The 17,481-nt window shown below is 64.5% G+C and carries 14 protein-coding genes; 8 read left to right on the top strand and 6 right to left on the bottom strand.

Translation table 11 applies throughout. The annotated features are described in order from the left end of the window. Positions 1-100: 100 nt before the first annotated feature. The 5 genes from ABQZ00_RS05445 (at position 101) to ABQZ00_RS05425 (ending at position 8,269) form a co-directional block, all read left to right on the top strand. On the top strand, positions 101-2,479 hold the full coding sequence (locus tag ABQZ00_RS05445; protein WP_323537405.1) for a TonB-dependent receptor: 2,379 nt from the start codon (positions 101-103) through the stop codon (positions 2,477-2,479). 922 nt (positions 2,480-3,401) lie between these two features. Further along, positions 3,402-5,150 carry a S8 family serine peptidase gene (locus tag ABQZ00_RS05440; RefSeq protein WP_503064267.1) on the top strand — a complete coding sequence of 583 codons (1,749 nt, stop codon included), beginning with the start codon at positions 3,402-3,404 and terminating at the stop codon, positions 5,148-5,150. Position 5,151: 1 nt separating this feature from the next. Then, positions 5,152-5,763, top strand: a complete 612-nt coding sequence (locus ABQZ00_RS05435; RefSeq protein ID WP_115528486.1) for a hypothetical protein — start codon at positions 5,152-5,154, stop codon at positions 5,761-5,763. Positions 5,764-5,856: 93 nt separating this feature from the next. Continuing rightward, positions 5,857-7,683 (top strand): S8 family serine peptidase, encoded by a 1,827-nt coding sequence (locus ABQZ00_RS05430; RefSeq protein ID WP_503064240.1) that lies wholly within the window; start codon positions 5,857-5,859, stop codon positions 7,681-7,683. A 1-nt stretch (position 7,684) separates the two neighbouring features. Next, positions 7,685-8,269, top strand: a complete 585-nt coding sequence (locus ABQZ00_RS05425; RefSeq protein WP_323537407.1) for a hypothetical protein — start codon at positions 7,685-7,687, stop codon at positions 8,267-8,269. A gap of 69 nt (positions 8,270-8,338) precedes the next feature. Here the strand turns inward: ABQZ00_RS05425 and ABQZ00_RS05420 are convergent, their stop codons facing one another. Together ABQZ00_RS05420 and ABQZ00_RS05415 are read right to left on the bottom strand one after the other, a co-directional pair. Continuing rightward, on the bottom strand, positions 8,339-9,370 hold the full coding sequence (locus tag ABQZ00_RS05420; RefSeq protein ID WP_323537408.1) for an aldo/keto reductase: 1,032 nt from the start codon (positions 9,368-9,370) through the stop codon (positions 8,339-8,341). A 156-nt stretch (positions 9,371-9,526) separates the two neighbouring features. Next, the gene (locus tag ABQZ00_RS05415) at positions 9,527-10,735 is read right to left on the bottom strand and encodes an MFS transporter (RefSeq protein WP_323537409.1); all 1,209 of its coding nucleotides are present in this window, start codon (positions 10,733-10,735) and stop codon (positions 9,527-9,529) included. Between the two features lie 98 nt (positions 10,736-10,833). On the opposite strand from ABQZ00_RS05415, the gene ABQZ00_RS05410 reads away from it, so the two are divergent. Further along, positions 10,834-11,754, top strand: a complete 921-nt coding sequence (locus ABQZ00_RS05410) for a LysR family transcriptional regulator (RefSeq protein ID WP_323537410.1) — start codon at positions 10,834-10,836, stop codon at positions 11,752-11,754. A gap of 242 nt (positions 11,755-11,996) precedes the next feature. On the opposite strand, the gene ABQZ00_RS05405 is transcribed toward ABQZ00_RS05410, so the two are convergent. After that, on the bottom strand, positions 11,997-12,200 hold the full coding sequence (locus tag ABQZ00_RS05405; RefSeq protein WP_323515712.1) for a hypothetical protein: 204 nt from the start codon (positions 12,198-12,200) through the stop codon (positions 11,997-11,999). Positions 12,201-12,410: 210 nt separating this feature from the next. On the opposite strand from ABQZ00_RS05405, the gene ABQZ00_RS05400 reads away from it, so the two are divergent. After that, positions 12,411-13,322 (top strand): AraC family transcriptional regulator, encoded by a 912-nt coding sequence (locus ABQZ00_RS05400; RefSeq protein WP_323537411.1) that lies wholly within the window; start codon positions 12,411-12,413, stop codon positions 13,320-13,322. A 144-nt stretch (positions 13,323-13,466) separates the two neighbouring features. On the opposite strand, the gene ABQZ00_RS05395 is transcribed toward ABQZ00_RS05400, so the two are convergent. Then, positions 13,467-13,973, bottom strand: a complete 507-nt coding sequence (locus tag ABQZ00_RS05395; RefSeq protein ID WP_161961654.1) for a (R)-mandelonitrile lyase — start codon at positions 13,971-13,973, stop codon at positions 13,467-13,469. 340 nt (positions 13,974-14,313) lie between these two features. On the opposite strand from ABQZ00_RS05395, the gene ABQZ00_RS05390 reads away from it, so the two are divergent. After that, entirely contained in the window at positions 14,314-15,213 is a 900-nt protein-coding gene (locus ABQZ00_RS05390; RefSeq protein ID WP_323537412.1) for a LysR family transcriptional regulator, read from the top strand. Between the two features lie 92 nt (positions 15,214-15,305). Here the strand turns inward: ABQZ00_RS05390 and ABQZ00_RS05385 are convergent, their stop codons facing one another. Both ABQZ00_RS05385 and ABQZ00_RS05380 read right to left on the bottom strand, forming a co-directional pair. Then, positions 15,306-15,980: a TetR/AcrR family transcriptional regulator gene (locus ABQZ00_RS05385; RefSeq protein ID WP_323537451.1), complete on the bottom strand. Its 675-nt coding sequence runs from the start codon at positions 15,978-15,980 to the stop codon at positions 15,306-15,308. A 7-nt stretch (positions 15,981-15,987) separates the two neighbouring features. Continuing rightward, positions 15,988-17,481, bottom strand: a complete 1,494-nt coding sequence (locus ABQZ00_RS05380; RefSeq protein WP_323537413.1) for an efflux transporter outer membrane subunit — start codon at positions 17,479-17,481, stop codon at positions 15,988-15,990.

Raw genomic sequence — 17,481 nt, 5'->3', positions numbered from 1 at the left:
TGCACCATCGATGCATTCCTGTGCGGCAAGTCACTTTTTCAGGCAGCACGCCGTACACTGCGACGGGATCTGCCGGTTGCTGCGACAGAAGGAAATCATCATGACTTCATCCATGCCCCGCTACGCGTTATCGCTGACCATCGCCACCTTGCTTGCGCCGATGGCGCACGCGCAGACCGCACCGCAAGAGACAACCAAGCAGGACGCCACCACGCTGGATGCGGTGATCGTCAGCGGTACCGCGCGCTTCAAGGGATTGGCCAAGCGCGATGCCAGCTTTTCGATCACCACCGCCAGCCCCGAACAGATCCAGCAAGCGGTGCCGCAGAGCACTGCCGACCTGTTGAAGATCGTACCGGGCGTGTGGGCCGAACCCAGCGGCGGCGGCACCGGTGCCAACATCTTCGTGCGCGGCATGCCTTCCGAAGGCGACGCGCCGTTTGTGACCATGCAGTTGGATGGCTCACCGCTGTTTCCGCCGCCGACCCTGTCGTTTCTGGAGAACTCCACGCTGTTCCGCGTCGACGACACCGTCGAGCGCATGGAAGTGCTGCGTGGCGGCTCCAGCCCGATCTTTTCCAACGGCCAGCCCGGGCTGACGGTCAATTTCATCCAGAAAAAAGGCCAGGACGAGCCGGAGGGCAGCGTGCGACTGACCGGCGGCAACAATGATTTGCGCCGCATCGATGTGTTCAACAGCGGGCCGATGGGCAATGGCTGGTACTACAGCGTGGGCGGCTTCTTTCGCGAAACCGATGGCGTGCGCGACCCACAATTTTCTGCCGACAAGGGCGGCCAGTTCAGCGCCACCTTGAGCAAGCGTTGGGACAGCGGCGAGCTGTCGTTCTATGCGCGGCATACCGACGACAACAACGCCTTCTACACCGCGATTCCGCTGCTGTCGCGCAATAACGGCAACGACTTGTCCAGCTTTCCCGGCTTGAATGCGCAGACCGGCACTTTGCTCGGTCGCGATTTCCGCAACGTGGACCTGCTGGTCGGGCCGAACGGTGAGACCGTGCAACGCGACCTGGCCGATGGGCGCGGTGTCAACATCGATGTATTCGGCGGCGAACTGAATTGGGAAATCGGCGACTGGACCATTGCCGACCGCTTCAACGTGATGAGCGGCAGCGCGCCCACCTATGCATTGTTCACCGGCGATGCGCCGCTGCGGTTGAGCGATTTCATTGCCGGCTATGGCAGCAGCGGTAGCGCGACCTATACCAATGGCGGCGGCGCAGTGGACCCGAATCAACAGGTGCTCGAAGCCGGCTGGTGGTCGGTGGACAAGCGGCTGAATTCCTTTACCAACGATCTGCGCTTGAGCCGCGAGCTGTTTGCCGGCAATACCTTGACCGTGGGCGCATACTACGCCAAGTATTCCTCGGCCGATACCTGGTACCTGGGCAACACCATGTTGCTCACCGCACAGAACAACGCACGTCGCATCGACGTGGCATTGGACGATGGACGCCGGGCCACGCGCCAGGGCTTCACCAGCACCGCGTTCTTGAATCTGCGCGCCAACTACGACGGCGAAAACATCGCCGCCTTCGTGGCCGACGAGTGGGAACTCAACGACCGGCTGCGATTGGACCTGGGCGCACGCTACGAGCGCCAGAGCGTGACCGGCAATGTGCACGACACCAGCACGGTGGACCTGGATGGCAACCCGGCAACCTTGTACGACAACGCCACCTCGCTGGCCTTGGCGACCACACGCCGCATCGATCAGGACGACGAGGCGTTCTCGTGGACGGCCGGCTTGAACTTCAAACTCAATGACAGCAACAGCCTGTTCGCACGCGTCAACTCGGGTGTGAAGTTTCCCGGCTTCGATAACCTGCGCGATGGTCAGAACCGCGTCCAGGAAGTGGACCAGTACGAGCTTGGCCTCAAGTCCGGTGCCAGCGCCTACGACCTGTATCTCACCGCGTTCTACAACACGTTCAAGAATTCGCCGTTCCAGGCATTCCTGGCCAATGGCGATAACTTCACCGCCGTTGGCGATTCGCGCGCGCGCGGCCTGGAGGTGGAAGGCGCGATCCGCCCGTTCGGCGGCTTCGAGCTGGCCGGTACCGGGGTATGGCTGGATGCGAAATACCGCAACTATCGCGAGTTCACCGGCAACCAGGTGATGCGCCAACCCAAGCGGCAGTTCCGGCTCACGCCGAGTTATTACTGGATGCTGCCGTTCGGCGATCTCAAGGTATTTGCCACGTATTCCTACATCGGCGATCGCTTTGCCGATCTGGCCAACAGCCAACGCCTGCCCTCCTACGACATGGTCGACATCGGCGCCAATCTGCATATGGGCGAGCATTGGGAAGTGACCGCCAGCGGCAGCAACGTCACCGATACGCTGGGGCTCACCGAAGGCAACGTGCGCGTGCCGGGTGCGGCGACCGGCGGTGTGTTCATGGGCCGGCCGATCGCCGGGCGGCAGTATCAGATGTCGGTGGCGTATCGCTGGTAGCTGACAGGTTCAAGACATCGCAGCATCAAGGCGTCGATCCCGGGGCACGCGCGGGATCGGCGCCTTTTCTATTGCGACAGCCCATGCTGTCACCGGGCCGGCACGTCCCTACGCTGCATTGAACGATGCGGGTGACATGGATGTCGGCCCAGGCGCCGTTGGCCGCGCGCCCTCATAAGGCATCTCAGTCCTGAATCGTATGGCATCGCATCACTGCGACAGATGCGCATGAACGTCGCAATCTGCGCAGTGCGCCGACCCGGATGCGAAGCGGACCCACGCATCGTGATGCGTTGTGCCTATGGGCACGCAATACATTTCACACTATTGCGGCCAATTCCGCGGCCGAAAACTTCGCTTTGCGCGCGTGAATACGCATGCCTGGCATAAATTGCGCAACCAGTCACGCGACTGTCTTCTGGCGCTCAGCTTGCGAGCGCGGAGTGGGCCATCTTTAATCGAATCGCTGCCACTGCATTCGCATTGCCAGCGTCGGCTGCGCGGACGCGCACAGGGGAGCCGACTGATGACCCGGTCGCATCCATCCAGCGTTTCGGATCGATGCGTTTCACTGGCTCTTTCGGGATACATGGACATGGACCCTGTTACTGCTTCTTCGCGTTGTTCTCCTGCACGTCTCATCCGATCCCACCTGACCCTGACTGCGTGCTGGCACTGCCAAACGCATCTGTTCGGCGCTGCCTGATCGGTTTTGCTCGCCGCGGCTGCTGCCGCGTGGATTCACCTAGACGTCCCCTGATGCTTCTGATTCGGGCTCGATAGGCACCGCCCGAATCTGTTGAAGCCGTTGCACTGGCCGATTGTCTGATCGGCCGGAGGGGAACTGTGTCGCGTCGATCGTGCCTACCCTTGACTGGACTAAAACGGAATGAACTCTTATCGCAGGCGCCCTCTCGCGCTGTTGATCGGTGCCTTACTGATCACAGGCGCGTCACTCCCCGCACTGGCCGATACGCCAGTGACCGCGGCCACCATCACTGCCACCACCACTGCCAGCTCCAAGGGCAACGATCCATTGCTGCGCTACCAATGGCACATTTCCAATCAGGGACAGGCCGTGATCGCCGACAGCCGCCCGGTGCCCGGCGTCGATATGGATGTGGACATCCTGCATTCGCTGAACATCCGCGGCCGTGGCGTACGCGTCGGTGTGGTGGATGACGGACTGGAGTTGGCGCATGAAGACCTGTCCGAAAACATTCTGCCCAACGGGTCCTACAACTTTGGCGACGGCTCGCACGACCCCACGCCGATCGATCCGGGTAGCGGCCACGGTACCTCCGTGGCCGGCATCGTCGGCGCGGTCGGCTGGAACGGCCGCGGCGGGCGCGGGGTGGCGCCGGACGTGCTGCTGGCAGGATTCGACTTCCTGGCTCGCGATTCGTCCAGAAACTACGCAGCCGTCCTTTACGCATGGGGTGAGGGACCGGAGGGGCGCAATATCGATGTATTCAACAACAGCTGGGGAACGAATGCATCGTTCTACCTCGATTTTACTCGGGCAGAGCAACGCTCCTGGGAAACATTGATGCGCTCGACCCGCAGCGGTCTTGGCGGCATCTACGTCAAGTCGTCAGGCAACAACTTCCAAGATTTCCTGATCGACGATGCGGAAGGCAATACCATCGATCTGTGCCCTGACACGACACGCGCATTGAATGTCGGTTGTACGCTGAACAACATCGAGGCGATCAACAGTCTGGTTGGCACCATCGTGGTCGGCAGCGTTAACGCGAAGGGAGTGCGTTCGTCGTACTCCACGCCCGGCTCAGCGCTCTGGATCTCCGGAATTGGCGGCGAATACGGATATCAGCGCAAGTTCGCTCCAGACATCGACCTTCGGACTATTTACGACCCGGCGATTGTCACCACCGACCTGAGCGGTTGCTCTGCAGGTTCCAACTTCGACGGCCTCACACCCATCAATGCATTGGACACCAGTGCCTCCAAGATCGAGGGATCTTGCAACTACAACGCCATCATGAACGGCACTTCCGCAGCGGCTCCTACCGTTTCCGGCGTCGCGGCGCTGATATTGAGTGCCAACCCAAGACTGAGCGCACGCGATGTCAAATACATCCTGGCCACCACTGCACGCCAGATCGACCCCTGGCAGCCGCGTGCGGTCTACCAGGGCAGCGTGATCGACCCGGGCTGGATCACCAATGCCGCCGGACACCGCTTCAGCAATTGGTACGGGTTCGGCTTGGCCGATGGCGCGGCAGCCGTCTACAAGGCGAGCCACTTCACTCCACTGCCACCCATGCGCGATACGCAATGGGTCGCGTCCACCAATCCGCCCAGCCAGATCGGCGGGCCGGCACGGCCGGGCACGCTGCGCATCCGCATCACCCAGGCGATGAAGATAGAAGCAGTGCAGTTGTCGTTGCGGTCTGCGCATCTGACGCCGAGCAATCTGCGCGTGGTGCTCATCTCGCCCAGCGGCACCCGCAGTGTGGTGGCCACGCCGTTCTCGGTCCTGGACCCCGCGGCCTATGCCAAGACCGGCTTCTACATCGACCTCACCTCCAGCAATGCGTTTCTGGACGAGTCCTCGCTCGGCACCTGGACACTGGAAGTCACCGACATGAGCGAACCCAGCAAGACCGCCGCGCTCAAGTCCTTCAACCTTCGCATCGTGGGGCACTGACATGAAGATCGCGCTTATTGTTTCCTTGTTGATGGGCTGCAGCGTTGCAAGCGGCGTTGCGCATGCAGCGCAATCGACCGATCCACAGGCCCTGCTGGCAGCGGCTACCGGTACACGCTTCCGCTCCGGAACGGACACGTTCCGCATGTTGACTGCCACGGTCATCGAGCAGAAGACATCCGCTGTCGGTGCCAAGCGGAGAGTGGGGCCTGGCAGCGTTGCGCCTGCGGGATCTGCCACGCCGCCGCCGGGCAGCAAGGTGATCGCACGCATTGGCAGCTTCCTGGTGGTGCTTGATCCGCCTGCCGGCGCGGCGCGCAATCAACCCGGCGCGTCCACGCACACGCTCGCCGCTGCAGTGAACGAGCGGACCGACCGGGTGGTGCTGGTCAGGCCGCAGGTGAAGCTGACCGGCACCACACCTGCCACAGCGACCACGGCGGCCAGAGGGACCGGCGGCAACATCGTCTACGCCTCCCAGGTGAATGGTGATGCGGTGATCGCCTATGCCTCGATCGAGCAGGCACAACGCGCAGCGACCCAGCTGCAGGCCAGTCGCGGTATTGCGCAGGCATCGCTGGTAGTGACGCAGGCGATCATGCAACCGATGTGAGTTTCCACGGCGCAGGCAGACACCTGCGCCCCTTCTCACCGGCGTGCTGTCACCGGCGCCATCTCCGCAGTTCCCCTTTACTGATGAGACGTCATGATGATTTTTTCTTCGCGGCGCTGTGCGCTGCCGTCTGCGCTGCTGCTGGCACTGTGCCTGTGCAGCGGTGCTGCCACTGCAGATGAGGTTGTCGCGCAGAACGCAGCACAGGCAGCGGCCAGGCCGAAAACGCAAGGCGACGACCCGCTGTTCCGCTACCAGTGGCATCTACTCAATCAAGGCCAGCCGGTATTCGGCGATGGACGCCCGCTGCACGGCGTGGACCTGGACGTGGAGATCCTGCACGCGCAGGGCATCCGCGGTGCGGGCGTCAATGTGGCGGTGATCGATAACGGCCTGGAGATTGCGCATCCGGACCTGGTCGACAACATCCTGCCCAACGGTTCGCACAATTTCTTGAACGGTTCCAACGACCCTACGCCGCGTGCGGATGACATCGATGGCGATCATGGCACCGCAGTGGCAGGCATCATCGCTGCGCGGGGTTGGAATGGCATCGGCGGGCGTGGCGTTGCCCCGGAAGCCAAGCTGGCCGGCTTCAACGCCGGTGACACCACTGATGGCAGTACCCAGTACGTCAACAACCGCTACTCCTGGGGCGACGGGCCCGAAGCGCAGGTCATGGATGTCTACAACAACAGCTTCGGGGTCTCGGCCGCGGTCTATCAATATAGCGACCTCGACGAACAACGCTCCCTGGAAAAGCTGATGCGGGCCCAGCGCGGCGGCAAGGGCGGCATCTACGTCAAATCGTCGGGCAACTCGTTCAATACGCTGATCGATACGGATGCGCAGGGCAAGCTGATCGATCGCTGCAGCGATCAGACCCGGCAGCTTGGCGTTGCCTGCAGCAGTGCCAACATAGACAACATCAACAGCCTGACGACCATGATCGTGGTCGGCGCAGTCAATGCCAACGGCGTGCGTGCCAGTTACTCCTCTCCCGGGTCTGCATTGTGGGTGTCCGGGCTCTCTGGCGAGTATGGCTTTCAGCGTCGCTTCGACCCGCATCCGGAGACCTTCAAGGAGCTCTATGGCATCGTCAATGCGCAGGGTCCGCAGCCCTTCTTCTCGCCTGCGATCGTCACTACCGATTTGAGCGGCTGCAGCGCCGGCAACAATCGCGACCGCACACGCGCGATGCAGAATGCCTTGGATACCAGCAAGTCCAAGATCGATGCATCGTGCAATTACACCGCACGCATGAACGGCACATCGGCCTCCGCACCCACCGTCGCAGGCGTTGCCGCCTTGATGCTGAGCGCCAACCCGCAACTGACGCTGCGCGACGTCAAGTACCTCCTGGCGACCACCGCAGTGCAGGTCGATCCACAACAACCCAAGGTGCTCTACAACGGCAGTGTGATCGAGCCTGGCTGGATCACCAACGCGGCCGGCCACCGTTTCAGCAACTGGTACGGATTCGGCCTGGTGGACGCGGCCGCGGCAGTGGAACGTGCCGTACATTTCACCTCGCTGCCGGCGATGCAAGACACCGAGTGGATGGCCTACGACGGCAAAAGCAGCACCATCGGCGGTGCTGGCTCACCCGCAAAACTGGCGATCGACATCAGCAAATCCTTCAAGGTGGAAGGCGTGCAGCTGTACTTCCTGGGCACGCATAAGGACCCGCGCAACCTGCGCGTAGTGCTGGTGTCGCCCAGCGGCACCCGCAGCACCGTGATGACGCCATTTTCAACGCTCGACAAGAGCGACGAAGGCGTGGTGGTGTTCCTGACCTCAAGCAATGCCTTCCTGGACGAGCCCTCTGCCGGGCGCTGGACCCTGGAGGTGGCCGACATGCTCGCCGACAACGGCAAGCAACAATTGAAGGAATTCGAGATGCGCGTGGTGGGCCACTGACATGAAGACAGCTCTGATTGCCCTACTCGGTATTGTTGCAGCCAGCATTTGCGTTCCTGCGTCGGCACAAGTGAACGAGCGCGCACGCCTGCGCGCTGCGGCGACCGGGCAAACCATTGTGGTGGGCCATGCCAGTTTCCGCTTGATTCCTGGCGCGGTGGTGCGGGTTGCCGACGCGGCGCACGCCACTGCAAGCACGCAGCCGCTGCAGAACGCGCAAACCAGCGCGGATGCGCCAGTTGCACGCTTCGATCGCTACGCGGTCTATCTCGACAGCACGGGTCACGCACGCACCGCAGATGTACAACAACCGGCAACCATCGCAGCAGCGCTGGAAACGCGGAGCGGCCACCTGGCATTGCTGGGCGCTTCGATCAAGTTATTCGACACCACGCCTGCCATCGCGCGGGCCTTGGCAACGCGCACGGGCGGCAAGGTGATCTATGCCTCGGCCATTGATGGCAGCGCGATGATCGGCTACGACTCGGTAGCAGCTGCATTGGACAACTGCGCACAATTGCAGGGCAGCAAGGGCGTGGGTGCGATCAAGCCTGAGGTGATTCCGCGCGCGGCACGGCCGTTGTGATGCGGCTACGGTGATGCACGCCACGCTGTCGCCAGCGGGCGGCAGCGTGGCGCGATGGCGCAACCCGCGTTACACCGGCAACGGGTTGCGTTCGGCAAAGTGCCCGCGCCAATAGGGGTAGTACGGATACGGCGGCTCCACCGCACTCACCGCATCCAGGCGCGCACGCTGCTCCGGTGTCAGCGACCAACCGACCGCGCCCAGGTTCTGCCGCAGCTGTGCTTCGTCGCGCGCACCGATCAGCACCGTGCTCACGGTGGGCCGTTGCAGCAGCCAGTTGATGGCGATCTGCGGCACGCTGCGGCCGGTGTCTGCGGCAATGCCGTCGAGCACATCGACGATATCGAACAGCCGTGCATCGTCGATCGCCGGGCCGGCGGTGGCGGTTGCATGCAGGCGGCTGTTGTCCGGCAGCGGTTGACCGCGACGCAGCTTGCCGGTCAGCCGGCCCCAGCCAAGTGGGCTCCAGACCACCGCGCCGATGCCCTGGTCGATGCCGAGCGGCATCAACTCCCATTCGTAGTCGCGCCCGGCCAGCGAGTAATAGGCCTGGTTGGCAACAAAGCGGCTCCAGCCCTGTGCGTCGGCCACGGCCAACGATTTCATCAGCTGCCAACCGGCGTAATTTGAGGCGCCCAGATAACGCACCTTGCCTGCGCGCACCAACTCATCGAGCGTGGAGAGTGTTTCTTCCACCGGCGTCATCGCATCGAATGCATGCAGTTGCAGCAGGTCGATGTAGTCGGTGCGCAAACGGCGCAGCGACGCATCCACCGCACGCAGCAAACGGAAGCGCGATGCACCGGCATCGTTGGGCCCATCGCCCAGACGCAGACCGCTCTTGGTCGAGAGAATCACCTGATCGCGGCGGCCCTGCAGCGCATGGCCAAGAATCTCTTCAGAGGCGCCGTCGGAATACACATCGGCAGTGTCGAAGAAGTTGAGGCCCGCTTCCAGGCACAGATCGATCATGCGCCGCGCCTGCGCCACACCGGTATCGCCCCACGCAGAAAACAGCGGCCCCTTGCCGCCAAACGTGCCGGTGCCCAGACCGAGCACCGGTACCTTGAAGCCGGAACGGCCGAGAAAACGTGTGTCCATTGCAATGCTCCTTGGAACCGAAAGAAAACCCGCGCGCAATGCCGGTCGATCCGACACCACGCGGTGCCAGGCACGACGCTCTGCTCACCGATCACCCGCGCAATGACCGCACGCCTGCCGGTTGCGCGGTCTGCGCGCTACGCCTGAAGAATCGAATCAACCCACCTGCGCGCATGCGTCCGGCGCAGCGGCGCGACGGCGTTGCAGCTGCACGCTCCACAACGCGATGCCCAGGCCAACGGCGCTCAACAGCGCGGCGATCCACGGGGTAGCGACCAGGCCGGCGTGCGTGGCGATCACCACACCGCCCAGCCAGGCGCCCAGGGCATTGCCCAGGTTGAATGCGGCGATATTGAGACTGGAGGCCAGGTTCTGGCCGGCACCGCGTGCATGTTCGAGCACACGCAATTGCAGCGGCGCCACGGTGGCGAAGGCGGCCACGCCCAGCAGCCCGACAACCACCACCATCGCGGTCTTGTTGTGCAGGGCCAGACCCATCGCAGCGAGCACCGCCACCAGCGCAACGAGTGTGCCCAGCAACGCGGCAGTGGCGCGCCGGTCGGCCAGGCGCCCGCCCAGCAGATTGCCCACGATCATGCCAACACCGAAGACCAGCAAGACTGGCGACACCGCCGCCTGCGCGAACCCGGTCACCTGCACCAGCAGCGGCTGGATGTAGGTGAACACCGCGAACACGCCGGCATAGCCCAGCACCGTCATCGCCAGCGCCAGCAACACCTGCCCGCGCCGCAACACCGCCACTTCCTGTCGCCATGACACCGGCGCAGCCGCGCCTGCGGCGGCCGGCACCCACAGCGCAACCGCAGCTGTGGCCAGCACCCCGATCACCGTCACCGCCCAGAAGGTGGCCCGCCAGCCCAGTTGCAGGCCCAGCCATGCACCGGCCGGCACGCCCAGCAGGGTGGCCACGGTGAGGCCGGCAAACATCAACGAGATGGCCGAGGCACGCCGCTCGGGCGGCACCAGGGAGGTGGCCACCACCGCGCCGACGCCGAAGAACGTGCCGTGCGCCAGCGAGGTCAGCACCCGCGCGACCATCAGGCTGGCGTAGTCGGGCGCCAGGGCACAGGCGAGATTGCCCAGGGTGAAGACGATCATCAGGCTCACCAGCACGGCCTTGCGCGGCCAGCGAGCGCTGAGCAACGTGAGCACCGGCGCGCCGATGCTCACGCCCAGCGCATAGCCGCTGATCAGCAGGCCGGCCGCGGTGAGCGAAACGTCCAGGTCGGTGGCGACCTGCTGCAACAGGCCCATGATGACGAATTCGGTTGTTCCGATACCAAAGGCACCGATGGTCAACGCCAGCAGGGCTGGCGGCAGACGGGATGCAGCAGCAGAGGACATGACAGAAACCCTGGAGGACTGCGCACAGCCTGCGCCGCGCGATCCTCTTCAAGAAGCCCTGTTATGCTGATTCACTTTCAATGCCATGTTGACAATGTATGGACCGTCTCGGTGATATCGCGCTGTTCCTGCGCGTGCTGGACCTGGGCTCGATCACCGCCGCCGCCAATACCCTGGACCTGTCGGTGGCGGTCGCCAGCCAGCGCCTGAAGCGGCTGGAACGCGACCTCGGCGTGCGCCTGCTGCACCGGACCACCCGCCGTCTGCATCCCACACCGGAAGGGCAGCAACTGGCGGCGCGCGGCCGGGTGCTGGTGGACGACCTGGAAGCGCTGGCCGACGACCTGCGCGAGAGCGCCCACGATGTCGGCGGTACCTTGCGGGTCACGCTGTCGGCCTCGTTCGGGCGTCAGTACATTTCCCCGCTGCTGCCCGCCTTCCAGGCCCGCCACCCGCGCCTGCGCATCAGCGCGCATCTGAGCGACGACCTGGTGGACCTGGTCCAGCAGGGCTTCGACCTGGCCATTCGCATCGGCGCGCTGGACGACTCCGGCCTGGTGGCCAGGCGCATCGCCGACAACCGCCGCACGCTCGCCGCCTCGCCTGCGTATCTGCAGCGGCACGGCACACCGCGCACTCCCGAAGAACTGATGCAGCATCCAGGCGTACTGCTGATGGGCCGCACTGGCCGCCAGGACCTGTGGACCCTGCAGACACCAGAGGGCGGCCAGGTACGGGTGCGCATGCAGAGCCGCTTCGAGAGCAACTTCGGCGAACTGGTGCGCGATGCGGTGCTCGCCGGGCAAGGCATCGGGATGTATTCGTACTGGCATATCGCCGACGACCTGCGCGCCGGCCGGCTGGTCGAAGTGATGACCGATTACCCGCCTCCCACCTCGCAGATCAGCGCCGTGATGGCCGCCCGTCAGCTGCAGCCGCCGCGGGTGCGTGCGTTTGTGGAGTTCCTGCTCGAACACTTCGGCCAGACGCCGCCATGGGAATCGTCGTCAGGCGCATGAGCGCCGGCATGACGGCCCGCTAAAGATCGTGTGCGTCGTCGTCCAGCGCGGCGATGAGCGCCGAGGTCTGATCCGGCGCCCCGCCGCAGCGCGGCCTCTGCCCCTTGGCCGCGATGCCGCGCAGCGGCGTGGCGTTGGGGCGCTACGGAGTGTTGCGCGCATGCTGCACGCTACGTTTTCCGCCTGCAGACTTAGGCCAACTGTGTGCGCAACGCGGCCAGGGTGCCGGCGGTGCGAACGCCTTATTTCCCGCTGCGCTGCAGGCGTTTGCCAAGCGCGCGGCGCTGGGCGTCGCTGAGTAGATGTCCGTGCGTGCGCAACAGGCCGATGATCTGCTGGTGCGCCAGCTGCGTGCGCCGGGCAAGCTCGGCGGTTGCCGCCTGCTCGATCGCCTTCCAGTCGGCAGGGGTGGAGGGAGCAGCTAGGGATCGGGGTTTTGCAGGCATGACGATCGGGGCACCGGAGACAGGTCGCAAGAATACGGAATGTGCGTGAGTGATCGATCAGCGGCATCGGCTTGATGGCTGCGGCCGCACCGCCACGCGCAAGGATCCGCGGCATTGTCGAGTCTGCCATTGATGGGCGCACCACGGCGTCCCTTGTAGGATCGCGCTACCGCGGCTGTGCCGCACAGCGCCAGCGCACGAGCGTTCCGCATGCCATCCGCCACCGCCGACCTCACTGACATCCTGCTGCGCCACGCGCCGGCCGACGGCATGCACGCCACGCCGATCGCCGGGTTGCATGTGATGCGCAGCGCCGTCGCCACCGACGCCATCCCCACCGTCTACACGCCGATGCTGTGCCTGGTGGCGCAGGGCCGCAAGCGCGCGATGCTGGGCGCGCAGGCCTATCACTATCATCCGCAGATGTATCTGGTGGCGTCGGTCGATCTACCCATCGTCGGTTCGGTGATCGAGGCCAGCGCCACGCATCCGTACCTGTGCTTCTGCCTGGACCTGGACACCGCCGTACTCAGCGAGCTGGCCATCCACCATGCGGAACTTGCCGAGCCGCAGCGCGATGCCACAGCCGCCGGTCTGTTGCTCAACCGCAGCACACCGCAGCTGTACGACACCGCGGTGCGGCTGGCTGGCCTGCTCGACCGACCGCAGGAGATCGCCGCGCTGGCACCGCTGGTGACGCGCGAACTGCTCTATCGCCTGATGGCCGACCCCGCCAATACGGTAGTGCGCCAGATGGCCATTGCCGATAGCCGCCTCAACCAGATTTCCAAGGCCATCGTGTGGTTGCGCGAGCACTACGCCCAGCGTTTCAGCATCGAACAAATCGCCGATCTGTCGGCGATGAGTCGCTCTACCTTCCATGCACATTTCAAGACGGTGACCTCGATGACACCGCTGGAGTACCGCTCGCATCTGCGCGTGCACGAGGCGCGCCGGCTGATGGTGGCCGACGCGCTCACCGCGGCCGATGCGGGGTTTCGGGTCGGCTATGAAAGCGCATCGCAATTCAGCCGCGACTACGCGCGCATTCTGGGCGAGCCGCCCGCGCGCGATGCGCAGCGGTTACGCGCAAGCGCGCCCGACGCGACGGAAGCGGCGTGAGACTACTGGACTGACCTCGCTGCAGCCTTCTGCACGCAGACATCGCGCTGTGCGCGACATCTGCGCTGCCCACGCAGCGATGCTGATGCAATAAGTAGGTGCCGTCGAAAACGGTAGACCCACCACAGCAGCGTGATTGCTTATTCAATCGGCCTTGTACTGTGCCTCTGTCACCTGCTCGAGCCAGGTCACCGGCGAGCCATCCACCGATTCTGCGATGGCAATGTGCGACATCGCCACCGTCGCGTTTGCGCCGTGCCAATGCTTGACGCCCGGCGGAATCCACACGATGTCGCCGGGGCGAATCTCCTGCGCCGGCTTGCCCCATTCCTGCACCCGCCCCGCACCGGCGGTGACGATGAGCGTCTGCCCCAGCGGATGGGTGTGCCACGCAGTGCGCGCGCCCGGCTCGAAGGTCACCGTGGCGCCGCCCACGCGTGCCGGCGCATCGGCCTGAAACGGCGCATCGATACGCACCTTGCCGGTGAAGTAATCGGCCGGGCCCACGGCCGACGCCGCGCCGCCGGCACGGCTTACCTTGATCGGTGCCTGCGTCTGCCCCGCATGCTCCTCGCCACCCTGCCCCTCACCCCCCGGAGCGGTGGTAGCGGCCATCATCGACAACGACATTGCAGTTGCGAACAGATTCATTGCAGTACTCCTTGAACATGGTGAAACAACGTAGCGGTCGCTTGCCGGGCGACGCACAGGGCGCGTCTCGGGTCGAAGCGAACCAACAGCTACTGCGCGATCGAGCAGCAACCGCATCGGTAGGGCTGTCGGCAGCAAAGCAACGCCCTGCCCCGCATCCGGTTGCCTGCACTGTAGCGCGCATGCGCGCCTGCACTCCCCCTGCAAATCTGCATGCAGCTAGAAACGCAGCGCATCAATGCGCCTGCGCTGCGGGCCGCCACGACATTGAGGCCATCACACGCCATCGCGCATGATGCTCGCCGCATGAATCGCATGCCTGGAGCGGGCACTGGCAGCAATGGCTCGGGAAAACCTCAACGACCTGCAGGTCTTCGTCACCGTTGCGCGCGAAGGCAGCTTCACCCGCGCTGCCGCGCAACTGGGCGTCTCGCAATCGGCATTGAGCCATACCGTGCGTGCCCTGGAAACGCGCTTGGGCATCCGCTTGCTGACCCGCACCACGCGTAGCGTCTCAATGACCGAAGCCGGTGCGCGCCTGTTCGAAACGGTGGCGCCGCGGCTGCAGGAGATCGACGACGAGCTGTCTGCGCTGACCGACTTCCGCGACAAGCCGGCCGGCACCATCCGCATCACCAGCGCCGGCCACGCCGCCGATGCCTACGTGTGGCCGGCGCTTTCGAAAGTGTTGCCCGACTATCCGGACCTCAAGATCGAAGTCACCGTGGATTACGGTCTGGCCGATATCGTGGCCGAGCGCTACGACATCGGCATCCGCTTGGGCGACCAGGTGGCCAAGGACATGATTGCAGTGCCGATCAGCCCGCCGCAGCGCATGGCGGTGGTCGCGGTACCGGGCTACTTCGTGCATCACACCATCCCGGCCGTTCCGGCCGATCTGGCGCAGCACAACTGCATCGGCCTGCGCCTGCCCACACACGGTGGGTTGCTGGCCTGGGAGTTCGACAACGCCGGGCGCGAGGTCAAGGTGCGCGTGGACGGGCAATGGACCTTCAACAGCAGCAGTGCGATGTTGCGCGCCACATTGGCCGGCGCGGGTATCGCGTATCTGCCGGAATCCATGGTGCTGGACCACATCGCCGCCGGCCAGCTGCGCCGCGTGCTGGAGGACTGGTGCGAGCCATTCGAGGGCTATTACGCGTACTACCCCAGCCGCCGCCAATCCTCGGCCGCACTGCGCGTGGTGATCGATGCGCTACGGCAAGGTCTGACGCGCTGATAAGCACGTTTCGATAGGAGCATGCCTGCGCGCGACGAAGCCTTCCCACAACCGCACATCGCGCGCAGGCACGCTGCTGCTCGGGATCGCCGCTAAAACCCGCTGGGTGTCTCGCGTTTACGTTGCGCCGTCGGATGTGCCGCCAGCGGACGATAGGCACGCAAGAACAGCGCCACCGCGCCGCTAACATAGGCCGCCTGCTGTAAGGCGCGGTCATGCGATGCCTTCTCGCGTGCTGCCGCATTGGCCGGCAGCCCTGTCATCAGCCCGAAGAAATGCACCGGTGCGTCCGGCAGGTTGTCGATCGCCAACGCAGCTTTGTCCACCTCACGCGCCAACAGCGTGCGCATCATGCGGTCGTAGCGCTCGAAGCACAGCATCCACATCTCCTCGCGCATCTGGCTGGGCACTAGCGGCGGTCGCACCAGCCCGTAGGCGCTATCGTCCGGCGCACTGCGGCTTGCAACGTTTAGTAGCGCATTGGCAACGGCAATCAGGCGCTGATCCAGTGGACCACGCGCCTGCAGCAGCACGTCCCAATGACTGCGTGGGGCATGCGCCAATGCCTCGAGCGTGGTGCGGAACAACACCTCCTTGGAAGCGAAATACGCGTACACCGTGGCCTTGGACACCAGCGCATGGCGGGCAATGCTGTCCATGCTGGTGCGGTCGAAGCCGTCATGTTGAAACAGCGCACGCGCCGCCGCCAGGATCGCGCCACGTTTGCCGAATGGCGAACGTGCACGTGGCGGCGTATCACTGGCCAAGCTTTCGTCACCCACGGGGCTGCGCTGTCGCGACGCTGGCCATCTCCGGTTCTGCGGTCTGCAACCAGCCGCCGCCCATCGCCTTGTAGAACGTCACCAGATTGGTGAAGCGCGACAACTGCGTGCCGATCAAGGTCTGCTGTGCGCTGTACAGCGAGCGCTGCGCATCCAGCGCCTGCAGATAACTATCGATACCGCGCTCGAAACGCGCCTGCGACAACCGATAGCTATCGGCAGTTGCATCGACCAATGCCTGCTGGGCCTGCAATTGCCGGCCCAGCGTGTCGCGTTGCGCAAGCGCGTCGGACACTTCGCGGAACGCGCTCTGGATGGATTTTTCGTAGCGGGCCACTTCGATATCGCGATTGGCCTTGGCCATGTCCAGATTGGCGCGATTGCGCCCGGCGTTGAAGATCGGCAAGGTCAGCGACGGCACGAAGCTCCAGGCGCGGGTGCCCGAATCGAACAGGTTCGACAGGCTGCTGCTGGATGAGCCCAACGAGCCGGTCAGGCTGATGCTGGGGAAGAACGCCGCACGCGCTGCACCGATGTTGGCATTGGCCGCACGCAGGTTGCGCTCGGCCTCCAGGATGTCCGGGCGACGTTGCAACAACTGCGAGGACACCCCTGCCGGCACGCTGGCCAGCACGTTGCCGTCCACACTAGCACCGTCGGGTAACGCGCGCGGCAACAAGGAGTCCGGTAACTGCGTGCCGACCAGTAGCACCAGGGCATTGCGATCCTGCGCCACCTGCGCGGTATAGCGCTCCACATCCACGCGTGCGGTTTCCACCGTGGTTTGCGCCTGGCGCAACGTGAGCTGCGAGGCCACGCCCAGCTCGAAACTGCGTTGCTGCAGGCGATAGCTATCGCTTTGGCTGCTCAAGGTGGACTGCGCCAGCTGCAGCGATGCCTGATCGGCAGCCAGCGTCAGATAGGCGGTGGCGACTTCGGCGACCAGGCTGATATGCGTGCTGCGGCGCGCTTCGGCGGTGGACAGAAACTGTTGCAGCGCCTGCTCCTTGAGGCTGCGCACGCGCCCGAACAGATCCAGTTCGTAGGCGCTGATGCCGACGTTACCGCTGTAGGTGCGGAACACCGCCGGCTGCCCGGGGATGGCCAGTTCGGACGGCGTGCGCGCGTTGTTGGAGGTGCCGGTGCCATCGATGGCCGGCACCAATGCAGCGCGCTGCACCCGGTATTGCGCACGCGCCACTTCGATATTGAGTGCGGCCACGCGCAGGTCGCGGTTGTTTTGCAACGCCAGCGCGATGACCTGCTGTAACGCGGGGTCGGTGAAGACCTCGCGCCAGCCGATATCGGCCACGTTGCGCGCCTGTTCGGTTTCGGCGGCATCGAGCGTTGTGGTGGAACCGGTACCGGCACCGGCGAAGTGGTCCGGCACCGGTGCATCGGGGCGCGTGTAGCGCGGCATCATGGTGCAGCCAGACAGCACGCTGGCCACCGCGATCGCGGCAAGTGTCATGCGAATCGGTGTCAT

The sequence above is a fragment of the Xanthomonas sp. WHRI 10204 genome (genome assembly GCF_040202875.1).
Taxonomy (GTDB): domain Bacteria; phylum Pseudomonadota; class Gammaproteobacteria; order Xanthomonadales; family Xanthomonadaceae; genus Xanthomonas.
Note: the sequence above shows the minus strand (reverse complement) of the source record. Positions and strands in the feature narration are given on the sequence as shown.